This window comes from Halomonas sp. PA16-9, assembly GCF_009728585.1.
GTDB classification, from domain to species: domain Bacteria; phylum Pseudomonadota; class Gammaproteobacteria; order Pseudomonadales; family Halomonadaceae; genus Vreelandella; species Vreelandella titanicae.
Window position 1 is genome coordinate 291,440 of the sequence record NZ_CP040452.1, and the last position, 15,783, is coordinate 307,222.

The window sequence follows — 15,783 nt, forward strand, 5'->3', positions numbered from 1 at the left end:
GTTTAGGGCTGGGTGATATCAGTATTAAACCACTTTTCCGATATCTCACGCAGCTCACCATTCTCACGCAACTCACTCAGCGCTGCATCGACACGGTCGCGCTGCTCACGGCCCGCTTCATCATCACGGAACGGCAATGCGTTCTCAATGGTCGAGAAAGGCTGGCCCGCCAGCTCTAACGGCAGGCCTTTCTCTTTAATGACCTGCGTAGCACTAACACGATCCATCACAAAGGCTTCTACCCGACCCAATGCCACATCCTGCTCGATATTGGACTCATAGGTGCGAATGTCGATTTCATCGGCGTTCGGCTGCTCACGCAATAACTGCTCGTAGTTCGAGCCCAGGTTGACGGCCACGCTTTTGCCGGACAAATCCTCAACACCATGAATAGTATCATTACCTGCCTTGACGACGACCTGAGCACCGTCATACACGTAAGGCGAAGTGAACACATACTTCGCTTCGCGCTCTGGGGTAATGGTGATCTGATTGGCAATGGTATCGATACGGCCAGATTCAAGCATCCCCGCCAGGCCCGAGAAGCTCGCGGTGACAAACTCAATGTCATCACCGGTGATCTCACCCACGGCATTCATGACATCAACTTCAAAACCCTTAAGCACATCCTGCTCAACAAAGGTAAAGGGGAAGTAACCACCGGACATACCCACCCGGAGTGTATCGGCCTGGGCGGTCGCGGCGAACAAACCGCTTACAATGCTTAGTGAAAGCGCAGCCAGGGTGCTATTAAGCTTGCGTGGTAGTGGCATGGGTCTGATTCCTCGTTAGTCGATATCCCGACGATCCGAATAGCCATATAAAATACGGCTTTGATGGTTGCTATCATACTCCCAAGAGAAAACACGCACAAAAGAATAATAAAGATGTTTTTTATTCATATTTTGAATATAGATGCAGTCACAATTGCACTTCTTGTGATTGGAGTATTTTGCCCTGGCGGCTCAAAGCGCGGGTAAGACAGCACTGCATAAAAATACGTATTGGAAAAAATCAGCTCACTAACATGCCCTGCGTATGTTCTCGCTGTTGCTTAATAGCCGCATCCAAAACATCAAGCAACTTGTCGTAGTCATCTTGCATATGTGTATCCATGCCGGTTTCTTCAAAGCGTTTTAGCGTAGTCTGAGTTTCAGAAATTAAGAGCTGTAACTTATCAATTACCTGTTGATATTCATCATTTTTCATAGCCAATCCCTAATAAAAACCGGCCCCAAAGGGAGCCGGTTCAGCTGTGCTACTTAGCGATATAGCGAAAGCTTTATCGTGACTAAGCCTTAGATTAACCCAGCAGAGACAGAACGTTCTGCGGGATCTGGTTGGCCTGTGCCAGTACAGAAGTACCGGCCTGCTGCAGGATCTGTGCACGAGTCATGTTAGCTACTTCTACCGCATAGTCAGCATCTTCGATACGTGAACGAGCAGAAGAAAGGTTAGTCTCATTAGTATTCAGGTTAGTGATCGCAGACTCAAAACGGTTCTGAATAGCACCCAAATCAGAGCGCAATGCATCAACCTTGCCTAGAGCGGCATCTAGCTTTTCTAAAGGATCACGCGAGGCTTCAACAGCATTATCTTGTGAAATAAGTTGTTGATTAGCTTGACCTGCATTTTTAACGTAAATCACGTCGTTAGCAGCAATTTCACCATTCAGAGGAGAACCGGCATCAATAGTAGTGGCAGTTACTGTACCACCAGCATCTACACCAAATACATCTGAGCCAACATTTAATGTAGCGCCAGTATAGTTGGCACCGGCAGTTTCCAAGTCAATCTCACGCGCTTTCTCATTGGTACCGAAAGTCGTGAACTTAGTGGTTGCGGCTGCAAAGGTAGACTCATCCATAAAGAGACTACCTTGCGTAACATTGACTTCTGCACCGGTACCAGCAGGAGCGGTAGAGCTTACAACTTCAACCTTGACTTCTTTTCCTTCAATGGTAGCGGTGTAGATGCCATTACCATTGGCATCACTGCCAGCTGTTTCACGTGTCCAAACTGCTCCACCAATCGTCTTGCTTTCACCTTGATCCACACCAGCAAAAGAAGAGGCGAAAGCAAGTGACTGTGTATCGCCAGCAGCCCCCGTAGCGCCAGTATTGCTAGCTGCACTGGTAATACGACCAGTAGTTTGGCTAACGTATAGTGGGTTAGTACCATCAGTAACAGTGCCACTAACAACATCTACTTCGGCGGCAGACCCAGTAGTTACGGCACCAGCTGCATCGTATACATCAACCGTGAAGTTCGATGTACCCGAAGCACCAAACTCCTTGACCATATCTTCAAGAGTTGCAGCTTTATCACCGCTAACAGTGAATGTGTTCAAGCCTAATGAGGTAGCATCAATCTTTTGGAGTCCTACACTGATAGACTCATTATCGTTAGCGCCCACCTGAATATTCAGATTATTGTCTTGCTGTAGTACTTTAACGCCGTTGAAGTCAGTCTGTTCAGAGATACGGTTAATCTCGGTCAGGCGCTGATCAATTTCAGCCTGGATCGACACTAAGTCATTAGAAGAGTTAGTTCCGTTCTGGCTTGAACAGTCAGTTCACGCACACGCTGCAAGTTATCGTTCACTTGGTTAAGAGCACCTTCAGCAGTTTGCGCCACTGAGATACCGTCATTGGCGTTACGCTGAGCCTGTGCAAGGCCGGTGATCTGGGAAGACATGCGGTTGGCGATGGCCTGACCGGCGGCATCATCCTTGGCGCTGTTGATGCGCAGACCTGAAGAAAGCCTTTCCATGCTTGTCTGAAGCGAATTTTGGCTCTTGTTCAGGTTAGATTGGCCAATCATTGATGTGATGTTGGTATTGATCACTGACATGGGGTGATTCTCCTTGCTTTGGACACTGGCCCTGAGGCCCGCTTTCGGCCACTGTTTGTGCCGTTGTATTAATTAACGGCAGCGCGAGGGGTTTCTTTAGGGGAAGTGGTAAAAAAAGATGTAAACGTTGGTAACTGAATAGTGAAGATTTTCATGCTTCGGCGGGGTGGCCGTGGGGAGTATGAGATTGCTTACTGAGTTTCGATGACACCGCGCTTTGGTCGCGAGCTAAAGCTACCTCCCACAATTGCACCAGTCCAGCTGGAAGCAGAACTCGTCGCGAGCTAAAGCTGCTTCCCACAATGACAATGCCTGCTGAGATGGCTCTACTTTTTGCGGCCTAGCTGAGCATCCAATGCATCAAATTGCTGGGTGAGGTAAGAGCTCATGCTGTTCATTTGTGCAACCATCACATCCAACTGACTGAACTGGCTGCGGTAACGGGCAATAGTACCTTCAATGTTTTTTTCCATGCGCTCATACCGGGTGTCCAGGCTTTTTACCCGGTTTTCTGCACCGGTAATAGCACCTTTAAGAACTCCATTAGCGCCCAGCATCTGTTCAATAGATGTCCCTAGCTTACCTGCTAAGCCTCCTTCCCTTGCATCACCGGCAAAGAAGGCGCTTAGCGCTTGTGGGTTATTCGCTACCAGATCGCTAAGTTTAGCGTCATCCACTTTTAGCGTACCGTCACGCTGTAATGAAATACCGAGCTGGCTAAGGGTGGATAACTCGCCTCCTTCTACCCCGCTGGTCAGTGCGCTACGCAGGCGTGTCTCGATGGTGCGCACGGCGCTGTCACCTAAGAGCTTACCCACGGTATCATTTTCTGCATTAAATGCTGTCAATGTGCCGATAGTGCCTTTTAAATCATTAAACGCTTTGACAAAGCCGTTAATCGCTTCACGCTGTTTTAGCGTATCTCGCTCGATATTTACCGTGCTGGAGGCCGTTTCACCTTCCGCGATACTCAGTTCAGTAAGGTTGAGCGTTACACCTTGAATAGCGCCTTCGATTTGGTTCTTAGCACTGCTAATCGCTATACCATTAACGGTTAGCGCCGCATCTTGCCCCTGGCGCTTGGCACCTACCTCTGTTGCTTCAGCGAATGGGCCGGTTACGACAGTACCTGCAGCGTCGACAAAACTAAAACTATCAATAGAGGCGTCTGTACCCGTGGCTTTGGAACTAAGCGCTAAGCGGTACCCTGAACCATCATTGATGATGGTGGCATTTACGCCTGACGCTTTATCGGCGTTGATTGCATCACGAATGCTGTTGAGCGTGCTATCGGCAGCGATGGCAATATCCACTGAGTCACCACTGCCAAAGGTTAGCTTGAGCTTAGTAGCGCCTTGCAAGTCAAGAATCTGATCTTTCTCGTTTACCCGGCCGGAAGCAAGCGTGCCTGAAGTCGCCAGTTGTCTGACTTCCACACGGTAGCTACCCGGCAACGCATCCGCCGTGGTAGTAGCTTTAATCGCATCTCCCCGCACGTTGGCGGAAAGGCTTTGATAGAGTTTGGGGTCGTTAATTTTCGCCAAAGCATCTTGAAACCCATTAAGCGCGGTTTGCAGTTGACCATAGGCGGAGATCTTTTCAGCCTGTTGTTCTTTTTGGCGGGTAATAGGAACAAGCTTGCCACGCTCGGCTTCTTGTAGTTGATCCAGCAGTCCAGTCAGGTCAAGACCCGAACCAACACCAAGGGAGGTTATCGTCGCCATGCAGGGGTTCCTCAGTGCAAAAGGCTAAACCAGTAGAGTGTGCTTGCAGAACAGTGCTAGCACAAAAAATATGATAATAACCTTATCGACTGAAAAGAGGGCAACTTTAGCGCTTTTTCTTTCGCTAACTTAGCTATTTTATTTTTACCAATGAAAACGCATGCTTAACGCAGGCGCTAGGTGCATCAATGTCTAGCTTGCCGTATCAGTCACGTCCAAGCTGAGCATCTAGAGCATCGAACTGCTGAGTGAGGTAGCTGCTCGTCTGGTTCATTTGCGCAATCATGCCATCCAGTTGACCAAACTGGCTGCGATAACGAGACATCGTCTGCTCAATTGATTGCTCCATACGGGTATATTGCTCTACGAGCGATTTGTTGAGATTTTCCGCCCCGCTAATCGCCCCTGACACTCGACCGTTAGAGCTAAGCAATTGTTCGACTGCTGTATTAATTTGCCCCGCCATGCCCGCCTCATCCGTATCGCCTGCAAAGAAGGTTGAAAGCGCATCTTGGTTATTGGCGATGGCATCGTCTAGTTTATCTGCGTCGACTTCAAGCTTGCTATACCCAAGCCCGGTATCGTATTTGTGCGAAATGCCGATATCACTAAGGATAGAGAGTTCGCCCTCAACAGCCCCACCCAGAACACTACGCAAGCGAGACTCAACGGTACGTACCGTACTGTCACCCAACAGCCCACCGGCCTCGCCAGTTTCGGAGTTGAAGCTGGTTAGATCGCCAATTTTGTCTTTAAGATCGTTGTAAGCATTCACAAAACCCGTTACGGCTTCGCGAACCTTCAGCGTATCCTGCTCTACTTTAACAGTGCTCTCGCCCTCTTCTTGAAGGTTCAGCGTTACGCCCTGGATAGCGCCTTCAACCTGGTTAGTGGAGCTGGTGATATCAATGCCGTTAACGGTAAGCGCTGCGTCAGTACCACTTTGCAGCGTATTAGCGGTATCTGCAGCAAAAGGGGCAGCACCGTCAAAACTGAAGTTATCAATTGAAGCATCTGCGCCGGTTTCGCTGGAACTTAATGCTAGACGGAAATTGGTGCCGTCATTCACGATAGTGGCATTAACGCCCGAACCTTCAGTGGCGTTAATCGTATCGCGAATATCTTCTAGAGTACTGCCTGACGCAATATCGATCTCTTGGGTGGAGCCATCGGCAAAGTTTAAGGTTAATTTTTGGTCAGCCGCTGTAATTGCCTCATCGGCGGCGGCCACCCCGTCTGAGGCAAGCGTGCCACGCGTCGCTAGCGTGTCAACGGTAACGTTATAGCTACCTGGCTGCGCTTCACCGTCTGCTGTGGCCGTAATTGCTTCGCCATCTACGTTGGTAGAAAGGCTTTCATAAAGCGTACTGTCGTTCAGTGCATCCGCGGCGTCTTGAAACGTTGAAAGCGCACTTTGCAACTGCCCATAGGCGGAAATCTTGGTCTTCTGGGTTTCCTGCCGCTCAAGAATCGGCACAAGCTTCTCTTCCTCGGCCTCTTTCAACTGATCTAATAAACCGTTGAGATCCAAGCCTGAGCCAATACCAAGTGATGAAATGGAAGCCATACTTTACCGTCCTCTTTTATAACGTCATCACGCTACTGATTACACTGCTCGTGAAGTAATTTATCATCCTAGTAGTTAATAACTATCGACCATTTAACATTAAACTTAAACCTTTTTTTCGCTCGCTGCCTAATCGTGGCTTTTCCGCCCCACCCCTATGTAACGCAGCCCCGCTTCTTCAACAGCACTTGGCGTGTACAAGTTACGCCCATCAATGACGACTTTTTCAGCCAGCTGGTCGGCTAGCCAATCAAAATCGACACTGCGAAACTCTTTCCACTCGGTGCAGATAACCAAAGCATCGGCACCTTTAACAGCCTGAATCCGATCTCCTGCCAGCATTAGGTCATCCCGCTCGCCATAAATGCGGCGGCACTCTGTCATGGCTTCAGGGTCGAACGCCTGCACCTTAGCGCCCGCTTGCCAGAGTGCTTCCATTAACGTGCGGCTAGGGGCTTCGCGCATATCGTCTGTGTTGGGTTTAAAGGCCAAGCCCCAAACAGCAATAGTCTTGCCACTTAGACTGCCTAGGTTGTCTTGCAGTTTTGTGAACAGGGTTTGCTTTTGACGCAAATTAACCGATTCGACGGCGCTGAGCAGTTCCGGCGTATAGCCTAGCTGACGCGCTGCCCGCTCTAATGCCTGGACATCTTTGGGGAAGCAAGAGCCGCCGTAACCACAGCCAGGGTAGATGAAGTGATAGCCAATACGTGGGTCGCTGCCAATCCCTCGGCGTACGTCTTCGACATCCACCTCGAGCCGTTCGGCAAGATTGGCGATCTCGTTCATAAAGCTGATTTTGGTGGCGAGCATGGCATTGGCGGCGTATTTGGTTAGCTCGGCAGCCCGCACGCTCATAAACATCAACTTTTCGTGGTTGCGGTTGTAGGGGGCGTAGCACTCTTGCATATGCGCTTTCACCCGCTCGCTTTCTGTACCGACGATAATCCGCGCGCCACGGGTAAAGTCATCTATCGCTGCCCCCTCCTTCATAAACTCAGGGTTCGAACACACATCGAACGCGAGCGATACACCGCGTTGTTCGAGCACATCGCTGATAGCAGCGTGGACTTTTTCTGCAGTGCCCACCGGCACGGTAGACTTATCAATCACCAGCTTATAGCTATCCATATGCTGGCCAATCGTGCGCGCCACCTCTAGTACATAGCGTAGGTCGGCACTGCCATCTTCGTCGGGCGGCGTTCCCACGGCAATAAACAGCAGTTCGCCATCGGCTACCGCCTGGGCAGCGTCAGCAGTAAAGCGTAAACGGCCAGCCGCCACGTTGTGGGCAACGATAGTGCTTAGCCCTGGCTCAAATATCGGCACCTCTCCGCCCTTAAGCTGATCAATTCGCTCAGCATTAACATCCATACAGGTGACTTGATGACCAACATCGGCTAAGCAGGCGCCTGCGACAAGGCCGACATAACCGGTTCCGAATACACTGATATGCATGACTTATTAACTCGCTAAAATATATGGTAGCGAGCGTAGCACATTGACCTACCGTTGATGAGTTCAATAGTGGGAGACTCCCTCTAAATTATAGACCTTGGTCTAACATCGACCTTGGTTTATAATGCGCTGCAACGAGCACAACTTGGTGCTGACTGCAGGAGAACATGCAATGACTCCGGGACTTATGCCTTCAGAATTTATGACGCCCGAGCCGACAAAAGAACGCTCAGTCCTATCGTCAAATGGGCTGTCGACTACCGCGAACGTTCAACGAAGCCTTCGTCAGTGTTTATCGATTGCCGCTGAGCTGCTCTACGACAATGGCCATGTGCTTGAAACCATTACCTTGCCCCAACGCGGTTTAGCGCACCGTGAATTGCTCACACTTTGTGCCGCAGCGCCCACCTGGGCAACCTGTCAGAAGGTCATGGAAGCCAGTGAAGCAGCCACTTTCAATGAGTATGGTCGCTTTGTTTTGACCCGTCTTGGTCGTGAAATTATGTTTGATATGTTCGGTCAGGGGGCTGCTGATTGCGCTTAACATCTGCTGCTGCCACGCATTGCTGATCAGAAGATCGTATAAGAGACTTATAAAGGCTATTCGTTATCTGATGTGGATTTAAGATTGGTTGGCTATTTTTTATCTCACGGTTCAGATCGCAACCACTAAGCCAGCTATCTGTTGTGGGAGGCTGCTTCAGCGTGGTCCGACACTTCGGTGGTTCGACACTTCGACGAAGAGTGCCGCAGGCATCCCTTTGACTTCATCCTGCTAATAGCCCAAACATTCGCGAGCTGAAGCTCCCTCCCACGGGAGTTACACTCATGCTGGCAGAGTTAATTCCACACTGAGCGACGAAAAGCCCTTATAAAAAACCGCCCACAAGCAAGCGCTTCGGGCGGTTTTTGTTGCGCGGGCTTATTTGCTAAAGCCTAGCTCTATAGAGTCTATGTTCTATATCGCTTAGCGCAGGCCTAGCATCGACAGAATGAACAGCACAACCACGATCAGACCAATAATGTAGATAATATTACGCATAGGGCGCTCCTTGCTTATTGCGTTTTAGAGAAATCAAAGGCTTGCTTACCCATGAGCCAACACACCCATCCTAGCAGGCTTTTTCTGCTTTTGCGTAATGTGGCTGCATCTCCCTCTTCGAAAAGACTGCATTAGCTTAGCCGCATAGATAGCGTTATCCGAGACGCTGGCTGTTCTCATCGAATGCTCGTTGAATTATTTTCTGCTGCTTGGCATCGATTTCTAATTCTCGGCAAAGGAATGACCATTCGGATAGAGCATCAAGGGTTTGCTCAATATAGAGATCCGGGTTTAAGTAGCTGAAGGAAGCACAAACCTGCTTGAGCTTTTTACGGGTAGCCAGACCTGCCCCACTGAAAGATGTTGTATGGTCATCTGCGTAGCCCCGGACAGGGGCATAAGTCAGGTCATAAGCCGGAGCTAGTGTCCATCGACCTTGGTCATACAAAAAAGTGAAGTTCTTAGCGTGGTCATCGTGATAGCAGCATTCCCCAGCCATCAGGCAGCGAGTCAGCAAATGCTCCCGGTAGACCAGCAAAAAGAAGTGGATCCGGCGCCTTCTGTGGTTGGGTAGTAAAACCCATGTTCAGAGGCGACAAATTGAAGCCTTCCGCCACCCAATGAGGGTGGTAGGCAAAGTAGATGCCCTGTCGGCTAGCGACCAGCTCCCCCACAGGATTACCCGCTAACAGTACCTCTACGCTGTTGATACGCTTCATTTTCGCCCCCGGGTACGCCCCGTCTGCTTGATCTCTTCAAGTGAGACGGGGTGTTCCTGCTCGAATAGCTCGGCAATTTGGCGTGTGGCGCCCAGCGCTGTGGCAATGAGCACTAGACCATCGAGAGTTATTTGCCCACTGGATTCGAATCGTTTAATGGTGGACTCAGAAATACCCGCCATCTGCGCCAAGGTTCTACGGGAAAGGTTCTGCGCCAGTCGCGCTTCTCGTGCATTGGCAGCGACCTGCTGGGACAGTTCACCAGGAGCCAGTAGAGAGTGAGTCAGGGCCATAGAAACCTCTAAATAATGGCTCATTTATAATCCATTATACACTAAAAATGATTATAAAAGATCAAATGTGATCTTTTAAGACATAGGCACTTGGCTCCAGACTCAGAAAGTACTACCTGGCCTTACTTCTAGCGGTTATCTGCTGTGGAACCTCTGCGACTTCTAAACCTCGAACCTTTGCCACTTATACCGAAGGTGTTGCGATGCGCGCTACTGCTTTGCTTGTTTCGTTTGTTGTTACTTCGTTGTTACCCACCGCCTATGCAGCCGCTAATGAACCTTCGGCAAACGCACTCCAGACGCTAGACCGGCAAACCCGCCAGCTCAACCGCGTACACAGCGTGGTAGTGGCCTACAACGGTGAGATTATCCACGAGCTTCACCAAGGTGGGCCAGGGGTGGCGTCGCCTACCAATATTAAGTCGCTGTCCAAAACGGTGCTGGCTGCCATTACTGGTGCGGCGATTGAAGCGGGCATCATTGAATCCGCTGAACAGCCTATGGTGGCGCTGTTTGGCGAGCATCTACCGCGCGGTATTGATCCACAAGTTGGGGATATCACCGTGGCGCACCTGCTCGCCCAGCAGGCTGGGCTTGAGCGCACTTCTGGCAGCAACTATGGCGCCTGGGTGGCCAGCGCCAACTGGGTGAACGATGCGATGACGCGCCCATTCGTGGATGAGCCGGGTGGGCAGATGCTCTACTCCACCGGCACCAGCCATCTACTTTCCGCCGCGCTCACCCACGCCAGCGGCGAGACGACCCATGCCCTTGCCCAGCGCCTATTGGGTGATCCGCTTAATATCACCATTCGCCCCTGGCTACGCGACCCCCAAGGGATCTACTTTGGCGGCAATGATATGCAGCTCTCGCCGCGAGCACTGATAGAGGTGGGCGAGCTGTATCGGAATGATGGCATCGTGGTTAATGAGGCAGGAGACAAGCAGCGCGTTCTGCCGGAGGGTTGGGTGGAAGAATCATGGCAACCGCGCGGTACATCGCGCTGGACTGGCGACGGATACGGCTACGGTTGGTTTATTACGCAGTTGGCAGGCGAAGACGTGTACTACGGACGTGGCTACGGCGGCCAGGCACTTTACGTTATTCCAGAGCGTGAGATGACCGTAGTGATCACCTCAGACCCTAACCCACCCTCGCCGGGCGGGCAGTTCCAGCAGCGGTTGAACAGGCTGGTAGACGGTTTGTTAGCTGAAAATGATGAGTAGCACAGCCAGGTCGTGGGAGCGCTTACTCGCCTTTGTGGCCTAGGCTCATCAGGTAGAGCGCGGCTGCCAGTGCCAGCACTGAAAGCGCTAAGTAGATAGCTTCCAGGGGCGTGGCAAAACGGATATCCACCACGGCACGGAAAAACTCAATGATCACCGCTAGAATCACCACCCGGGCGATTTTATCTTTCAGTTGGTCTAATGAAGCGACGTTAAACGGGTGGCGCAGATTACTCGCTTCGGCTTGGTCAATGCGGGAGACAAACAGTCGGTAAACGCCTAAGCCGAAAATCAGCAATACGATGGCAATCAGATAGATGTCCACCGCAATGATGATATCGGGCACCAGGCTATCGTGAATGTCCTGGGTGCCACCCAATAGGTAGTATCCCATCACATCAGCGACTACCTTGAAAATATCCACGGTACCGACGATAAACAGCATCAATGAACCCAATAAGCTGGGCACGACCGCCAGCATAACCAAAAAGCGCGAATTCCACAGCGCCGTTTCAATGCGTCGCTCCCAGCGCCCCTGATTTTCAGACGGGTTAGGCGGTGGCGTTGAAACCGGATCAGTCATGGCATACTCCTGTTGTTATATAAAAGTTGTTATATAACGTTGCTATATCAGACTCATCGTGATCAATACACAGGTGGCGACGAACAACACGAACCCCAGCAGTAGCGCGATACCATCACGGGCAACCAAGCCTAACCCCAGCAGGGTAAGCGCAAGCCCCGCCCCGTTGGCCGAAAAGGGAATAAACTCCATCGGTGGCATGGCCAAGGCAATCAATAAACACATCAAGGCAGTTACCCGGATACCGATGTAGCCCGTCAGCCAGGGTAACCGCACCCGCAATAGTCCATCTATCCAGCGGGCAGGCTTTTTCATCAGTTGAATGCCTTTATCAAACTTTTGACGGAGAGAGAGCGTTTTAGCAACCAACGGGGCAACCAAAACGCCTCACTTCCCGCTAGCAACTGCACGGAAACCAGCAATACCAATGCGGCCATTAAGGTCGGCATGCCGGGTATATCGCCAATGATCGGAGTGAGCGTAATCAGACCGGCAACTAGCAGCAGCGGCCCAAACGAGCGCCGTCCAACGGCGTGAACAACATCGTCAACGCTGACCCGCGAAGCATCCTGCTCCATACGCTCAATCGAGCTAATTAGATCCATTAAATTCGAGTCTTCGTTGCGGTTATGCATCGGGTTTATTGCGCTCCTCTACGTGCAGTTTGGTACGGATAAAATCGCTATGGCTAACATACAGTAAATCCGCCAAGCGACGAATACGGTGCTCTTCAAGCGGGTCAACGCTGCCGTCGGCCCAGGCCAGCTGCCACATTTGCGCGACCAGCTCACAGCGCTGGTCGTAGTTATAGTGCTCTTTGATCAGGCTAACAAACTGGTAATGGTCGACGGCCTCATCCACTTCTGTTTGTGCCAACGTCATCAGCTCTTCCACATCGCTTGCGCTGAGCTGGTAGCGCTCGGTCAGCATAAGGCGCAGCGCGGCAAGCTCTTCATCGGTGGTGTCGTAATCGGCGCGGACGATTTCACACAGCAGTGCCGCGGTGGCCAGTTCCAGGGTAAGCGTTTGATTTTCGCGCTGCTCGGGTTGCGCCAGCGAGCGCTGGAAGAAATCACTAATGGCGTTCAGCATTTTACTCTCCATTTATAGCTTCCGACTTCTGACCGTACTTAAGCCTTGAAGTGCATTCATAGATATTGGGTAACTATTAAGTACGAGTTGCGGAAGCGCTTAGGGCATACCCAAATGAGTATCACTGAGTGAAAAACCATTATTAAACGGATACACATAGGGCAGCCTCAGGGCTGCCCTCTTTAGTGCGATGAGTGAGGATACTGACTAGCAGGTTATTGCTTATTAAGCAGAGTTTCCAAGCTATCTGCCGTCAGAATCTGTACTACCCACTCGTCTAGCTGCGTGTCTGAAGCCAATGTCAGGCGCTGATCTGCCCAATCGGGCATCTCACCAAACTTCAAGGCGATTTGCTTACGCAACGTACCTTCCACTCCTTCATGACGCCCTTCTTGACGCCCTTCTTGACGCTCTTTTTCTCGCTCAAAGCGCTCAACAGTGTTGACATAAGGCATGTGTTTTTCCTCCTGTATGGCGTAGACCGCCTGGACAAACTCAGACTCCAGAGCTCTCGGCAGTTGGAGCATCCAGTCGATGATATTGAACAACCGCACAATCTGTTCACGGCTGTAGCCTCGTTCATACAGCAGCCGAATGAGAGCAATCTTGACATCCTTACGCGTTGCACCGTCCTTCAATCTCTTGGCGTAGACCTGGGCCATGACCACCAGCGCAAAGACGTTATCGCTTGCTTCCAACTTAGTCCAGTTTGCTTCCCAATCCATCAGTTTAGCCGTGGGGAAGGTAAAGGTCAGCTCGCATCCCCAGCGCTGATAGCGGAAAGTGGCGGGCCGGAAGCTATCGCGGATATCCGCCAGCACCGCCAAGCTCACCACATCCACCCCGTAGCGGTCACGTAGCCGGTACTGATAGGTGTACATTCGCTCAGCAAAAGCTTCCTCCGGCTCCCCCTGCACCTCAACATGGATCAGAACCCAAGTCTCGCTGCCATCCTGTGCATAGACCTTGATCAACTTATCGGCGTAACGCCTGCCACTGTTGGCATCCGCTGTGATCTGCTGTAACTCCTTATCGAGAAAGCTAAAGCCTTTCGACCAATCCACTTGTTCATGAATGGCTGGGAACAGCAGATCCAAAAATTCCTGGAAGTACCCATCAAGCGCCATTTTCCAAGGACTGTCGTGGTCAGCAGGCTGGGAGGTATCCGCTTCACTCATGCAAACTCCTATTCCACTACTCAAATGCTAGCACAGTGACGCCTAGCTAGCGCGATACCCCTTCATGCTATCTGCACGTCAACAAAAAAGAGCTCTACTGACGAGGATGCCCTTACCTCAATCCTTCTTGGTAAGCTGCTCTCTTAACTGCTTGGGCACTTGCTTGATAATCAGGCGATCCTGGGTGGCGTCGTACTCGATACTTGAGCCCAGCAGGTGCGAATCAAAGCTAATCGAAACACCACCCGCTCGGCCGGTAAAGCGGCGGAACTGGCTCAAGGTGCGCTTATCGGGGGGGATTTCCGGCGAGAGCCCGTAATCGGCGTTGCGAATATGGTCGTAAAAGGCTTTCGGCTGCTGTTCGTCCACCAGCCCAGAAAGCTCTTCCAAGGTCATTGGCTCGCCACGGCGAAGCTGTTCATTGGCGTAGTCCACCAGCGTGTCGGTTTTTTCTCGGCTCACCTCGTCGTCGTAATCCTCTTTCTCGACGTAGTCGCTAAACGCTTTCAGCAACGTGCGGGTTTCGGCCGGGGCATCGACGCCCTCTTCCATACCCAGCAATGCCACCAAACCCTCAGCGAGTTTTTTACCGCCGCGATCTTTTAGGAACGAGACATACTGGGCATTCGGTGACTCGCTCTGCCATTGGGTAAGGTTGATACGCGCTGCCAGGGTAAGCTGGCTGGTGTTGAGCTGGGCCGCGGGTACGGCATGGTGGTCATCATTAATGCCAATCCCTTCGCGCTGGTGCACCAATGCCATCAACAGTGTTTCAGTATCACCCTGGCGCTGGTGGCTGAACACTAAGTAACCACTTACTGATAACTGCTCCTGAAGCTGCTTGGCGAGCCGTTCAGCCAGTGCAACAGAAAGCTCAGCAAAGCTTTTATCGCCAGCAAAATAGTCGCGCAGCCACATGGCAAGCGGCCCTGCCTGTTCGCCCTCTTCGACAAAGCGCCCCCAGCCTTTGGGCTTGGTGTTGTAGGTGTCATTGAGGCACCCCACTAGGCTCGCCATCACCGAATCGTCACTGGCGCTGCCTGCTCTGATTGAGGCGCAGCGGTTAGGGTTAGGCGCTCACCGTCAAGCGTCGGATCGAGCGGTGCACAATACTTTGCAGTAGTGCATAAAGGTCTACTAGCTTCCAGGGTTAAAAAAAGAGTCAGGGTTTGAGGCGGTAACCAGTTCGGAAAATCCAGCCAATGGCGACCAGGCAAGCCGCGAGAAAGAGGGCAATCATGCCACCACTCGCGGCAAGGCTTACATCGCTGATACCGTAAAAGCTCCAGCGAAAGCCGCTCACCAGATACACCACGGGGTTTGCCAGGGTAATGGTTTGCCAAAACGGCGGCAGCATATCAATGGAGTAGAAGCTGCCGCCAAAAAAGGTCAGCGGGTGATCACTAACAGGCACCAGCTGCAGTCGGTCAAAGCCATCGGCCCAAATGCCGATGATAAAACCCAGCAGGCTAAAGGTGACAGCCGTCAGCACCAGAAAGAACAACATCCAAAACGGGGGGCGATTTCCAACGGTACAAACAAGCCCGAGGTCGCCAAAATAATCGCCCCCAGCAGAATCGATTTCGAGGCCGCCGCCCCCACGTAGCCGATCACAATCTCTAAATGCGAGATAGGCGCCGACAGCAGCTCGTAAATACTGCCGGAAAATTTCGGAAAGAAGATGCCGAAAGAGGCGTTTGAGACGCTCTGGGTGAGCAGCATTAGCATAATCAGCCCGGCACAATAAAGGCGCCGTAGCTAACCCCGTTGACCTCACTGATGCGCGAGCCAATTGCGGCACCAAAGACGACGAAGTAAAGCGACGTGGAGATGACCGCGAGACAATACTTTGCAGCAGCGTGCGGCGCGTGCGCGCCATTTCCGCCATATAAATAGCGCGAACGGGATGCAGGTTCATGCTCGCTCCTTAACCAAATCAACAAAAATATCTTCAAGCGAGCTTTGCCGAGTATTCAGATCTTTAAAGGTGACACCTCTCGCTCAAGTGCGGTCAACAGCTCTGAAATAGCGTGACCGTCCTCTTCCTG

At 51.4% G+C, this 15,783-nt stretch carries 12 protein-coding genes and 4 pseudogenes; 2 read left to right on the forward strand and 14 right to left on the reverse strand.

The annotated features are described in order from the left end of the window. Window positions 1-2 precede the first annotated feature (2 nt). The 6 genes and pseudogenes from FDY98_RS17790 to FDY98_RS17815 all read right to left on the reverse strand — a co-directional run bounded on the left by FDY98_RS17790 (window position 3) and on the right by FDY98_RS17815 (window position 7,602). On the reverse strand, window positions 3-773 hold the full coding sequence (locus tag FDY98_RS17790) for an amino acid ABC transporter substrate-binding protein (protein ID WP_155706044.1): 771 nt from the start codon (window positions 771-773) through the stop codon (window positions 3-5). 241 nt (window positions 774-1,014) lie between these two features. Further along, a complete protein-coding gene (locus tag FDY98_RS17795) occupies window positions 1,015-1,209 on the reverse strand; it encodes a hypothetical protein (protein ID WP_155706046.1) in 195 nt (64 codons plus the stop codon). Window positions 1,210-1,303: 94 nt separating this feature from the next. Then, a pseudogene (locus tag FDY98_RS17800) lies at window positions 1,304-2,853 on the reverse strand (flagellin N-terminal helical domain-containing protein). A gap of 326 nt (window positions 2,854-3,179) precedes the next feature. Then, on the reverse strand, window positions 3,180-4,577 hold the full coding sequence (fliD, locus tag FDY98_RS17805) for a flagellar filament capping protein FliD (RefSeq protein WP_155706047.1): 1,398 nt from the start codon (window positions 4,575-4,577) through the stop codon (window positions 3,180-3,182). Between the two features lie 205 nt (window positions 4,578-4,782). Next, window positions 4,783-6,144 carry a flagellar filament capping protein FliD gene (gene fliD / locus FDY98_RS17810; protein ID WP_155706049.1) on the reverse strand — a complete coding sequence of 454 codons (1,362 nt, stop codon included), beginning with the start codon at window positions 6,142-6,144 and terminating at the stop codon, window positions 4,783-4,785. Window positions 6,145-6,273: 129 nt separating this feature from the next. After that, window positions 6,274-7,602 (reverse strand): UDP-glucose dehydrogenase family protein, encoded by a 1,329-nt coding sequence (locus FDY98_RS17815; protein WP_155706051.1) that lies wholly within the window; start codon window positions 7,600-7,602, stop codon window positions 6,274-6,276. A 172-nt stretch (window positions 7,603-7,774) separates the two neighbouring features. On the opposite strand from FDY98_RS17815, the gene FDY98_RS17820 reads away from it, so the two are divergent. After that, on the forward strand, window positions 7,775-8,146 hold the full coding sequence (locus tag FDY98_RS17820; protein WP_442907990.1) for a hypothetical protein: 372 nt from the start codon (window positions 7,775-7,777) through the stop codon (window positions 8,144-8,146). Window positions 8,147-8,798: 652 nt separating this feature from the next. Here FDY98_RS17820 and FDY98_RS17825 read toward each other — a convergent pair. Then, a pseudogene (locus tag FDY98_RS17825) lies at window positions 8,799-9,363 on the reverse strand (HipA domain-containing protein). Further along, window positions 9,360-9,656, reverse strand: a complete 297-nt coding sequence (locus tag FDY98_RS17830; RefSeq protein WP_155706264.1) for a helix-turn-helix domain-containing protein — start codon at window positions 9,654-9,656, stop codon at window positions 9,360-9,362. Before FDY98_RS17830 ends, FDY98_RS17825 begins: the two are co-directional and overlap by 4 nt. Before the next feature lie 203 nt (window positions 9,657-9,859). Here FDY98_RS17830 and FDY98_RS17835 point away from each other — a divergent pair, with 203 nt between their 5' ends. After that, the gene (locus tag FDY98_RS17835; protein WP_155706053.1) at window positions 9,860-10,882 is read left to right on the forward strand and encodes a serine hydrolase domain-containing protein; all 1,023 of its coding nucleotides are present in this window, start codon (window positions 9,860-9,862) and stop codon (window positions 10,880-10,882) included. Between the two features lie 22 nt (window positions 10,883-10,904). Here the strand turns inward: FDY98_RS17835 and FDY98_RS17840 are convergent, their stop codons facing one another. The 6 genes and pseudogenes from FDY98_RS17840 to FDY98_RS17865 all read right to left on the reverse strand — a co-directional run bounded on the left by FDY98_RS17840 (window position 10,905) and on the right by FDY98_RS17865 (window position 15,653). Next, on the reverse strand, window positions 10,905-11,465 hold the full coding sequence (locus tag FDY98_RS17840; RefSeq protein WP_155706055.1) for a YqhA family protein: 561 nt from the start codon (window positions 11,463-11,465) through the stop codon (window positions 10,905-10,907). A 42-nt stretch (window positions 11,466-11,507) separates the two neighbouring features. Next, a pseudogene (locus tag FDY98_RS17845) lies at window positions 11,508-12,100 on the reverse strand (exopolysaccharide biosynthesis protein). Next, window positions 12,093-12,557: a tellurite resistance TerB family protein gene (locus FDY98_RS17850; protein WP_138799404.1), complete on the reverse strand. Its 465-nt coding sequence runs from the start codon at window positions 12,555-12,557 to the stop codon at window positions 12,093-12,095. Before FDY98_RS17850 ends, FDY98_RS17845 begins: the two are co-directional and overlap by 8 nt. 215 nt (window positions 12,558-12,772) lie before the next feature. Then, window positions 12,773-13,735 carry a hypothetical protein gene (locus FDY98_RS17855; protein ID WP_155706057.1) on the reverse strand — a complete coding sequence of 321 codons (963 nt, stop codon included), beginning with the start codon at window positions 13,733-13,735 and terminating at the stop codon, window positions 12,773-12,775. Window positions 13,736-13,852: 117 nt separating this feature from the next. Next, window positions 13,853-14,740: a nucleoid-associated protein gene (locus FDY98_RS17860; RefSeq protein ID WP_340147032.1), complete on the reverse strand. Its 888-nt coding sequence runs from the start codon at window positions 14,738-14,740 to the stop codon at window positions 13,853-13,855. Between the two features lie 157 nt (window positions 14,741-14,897). Beyond that, a pseudogene (locus FDY98_RS17865) lies at window positions 14,898-15,653 on the reverse strand (ABC transporter permease). Between the last annotated feature and the right edge of the window lie 130 nt (window positions 15,654-15,783).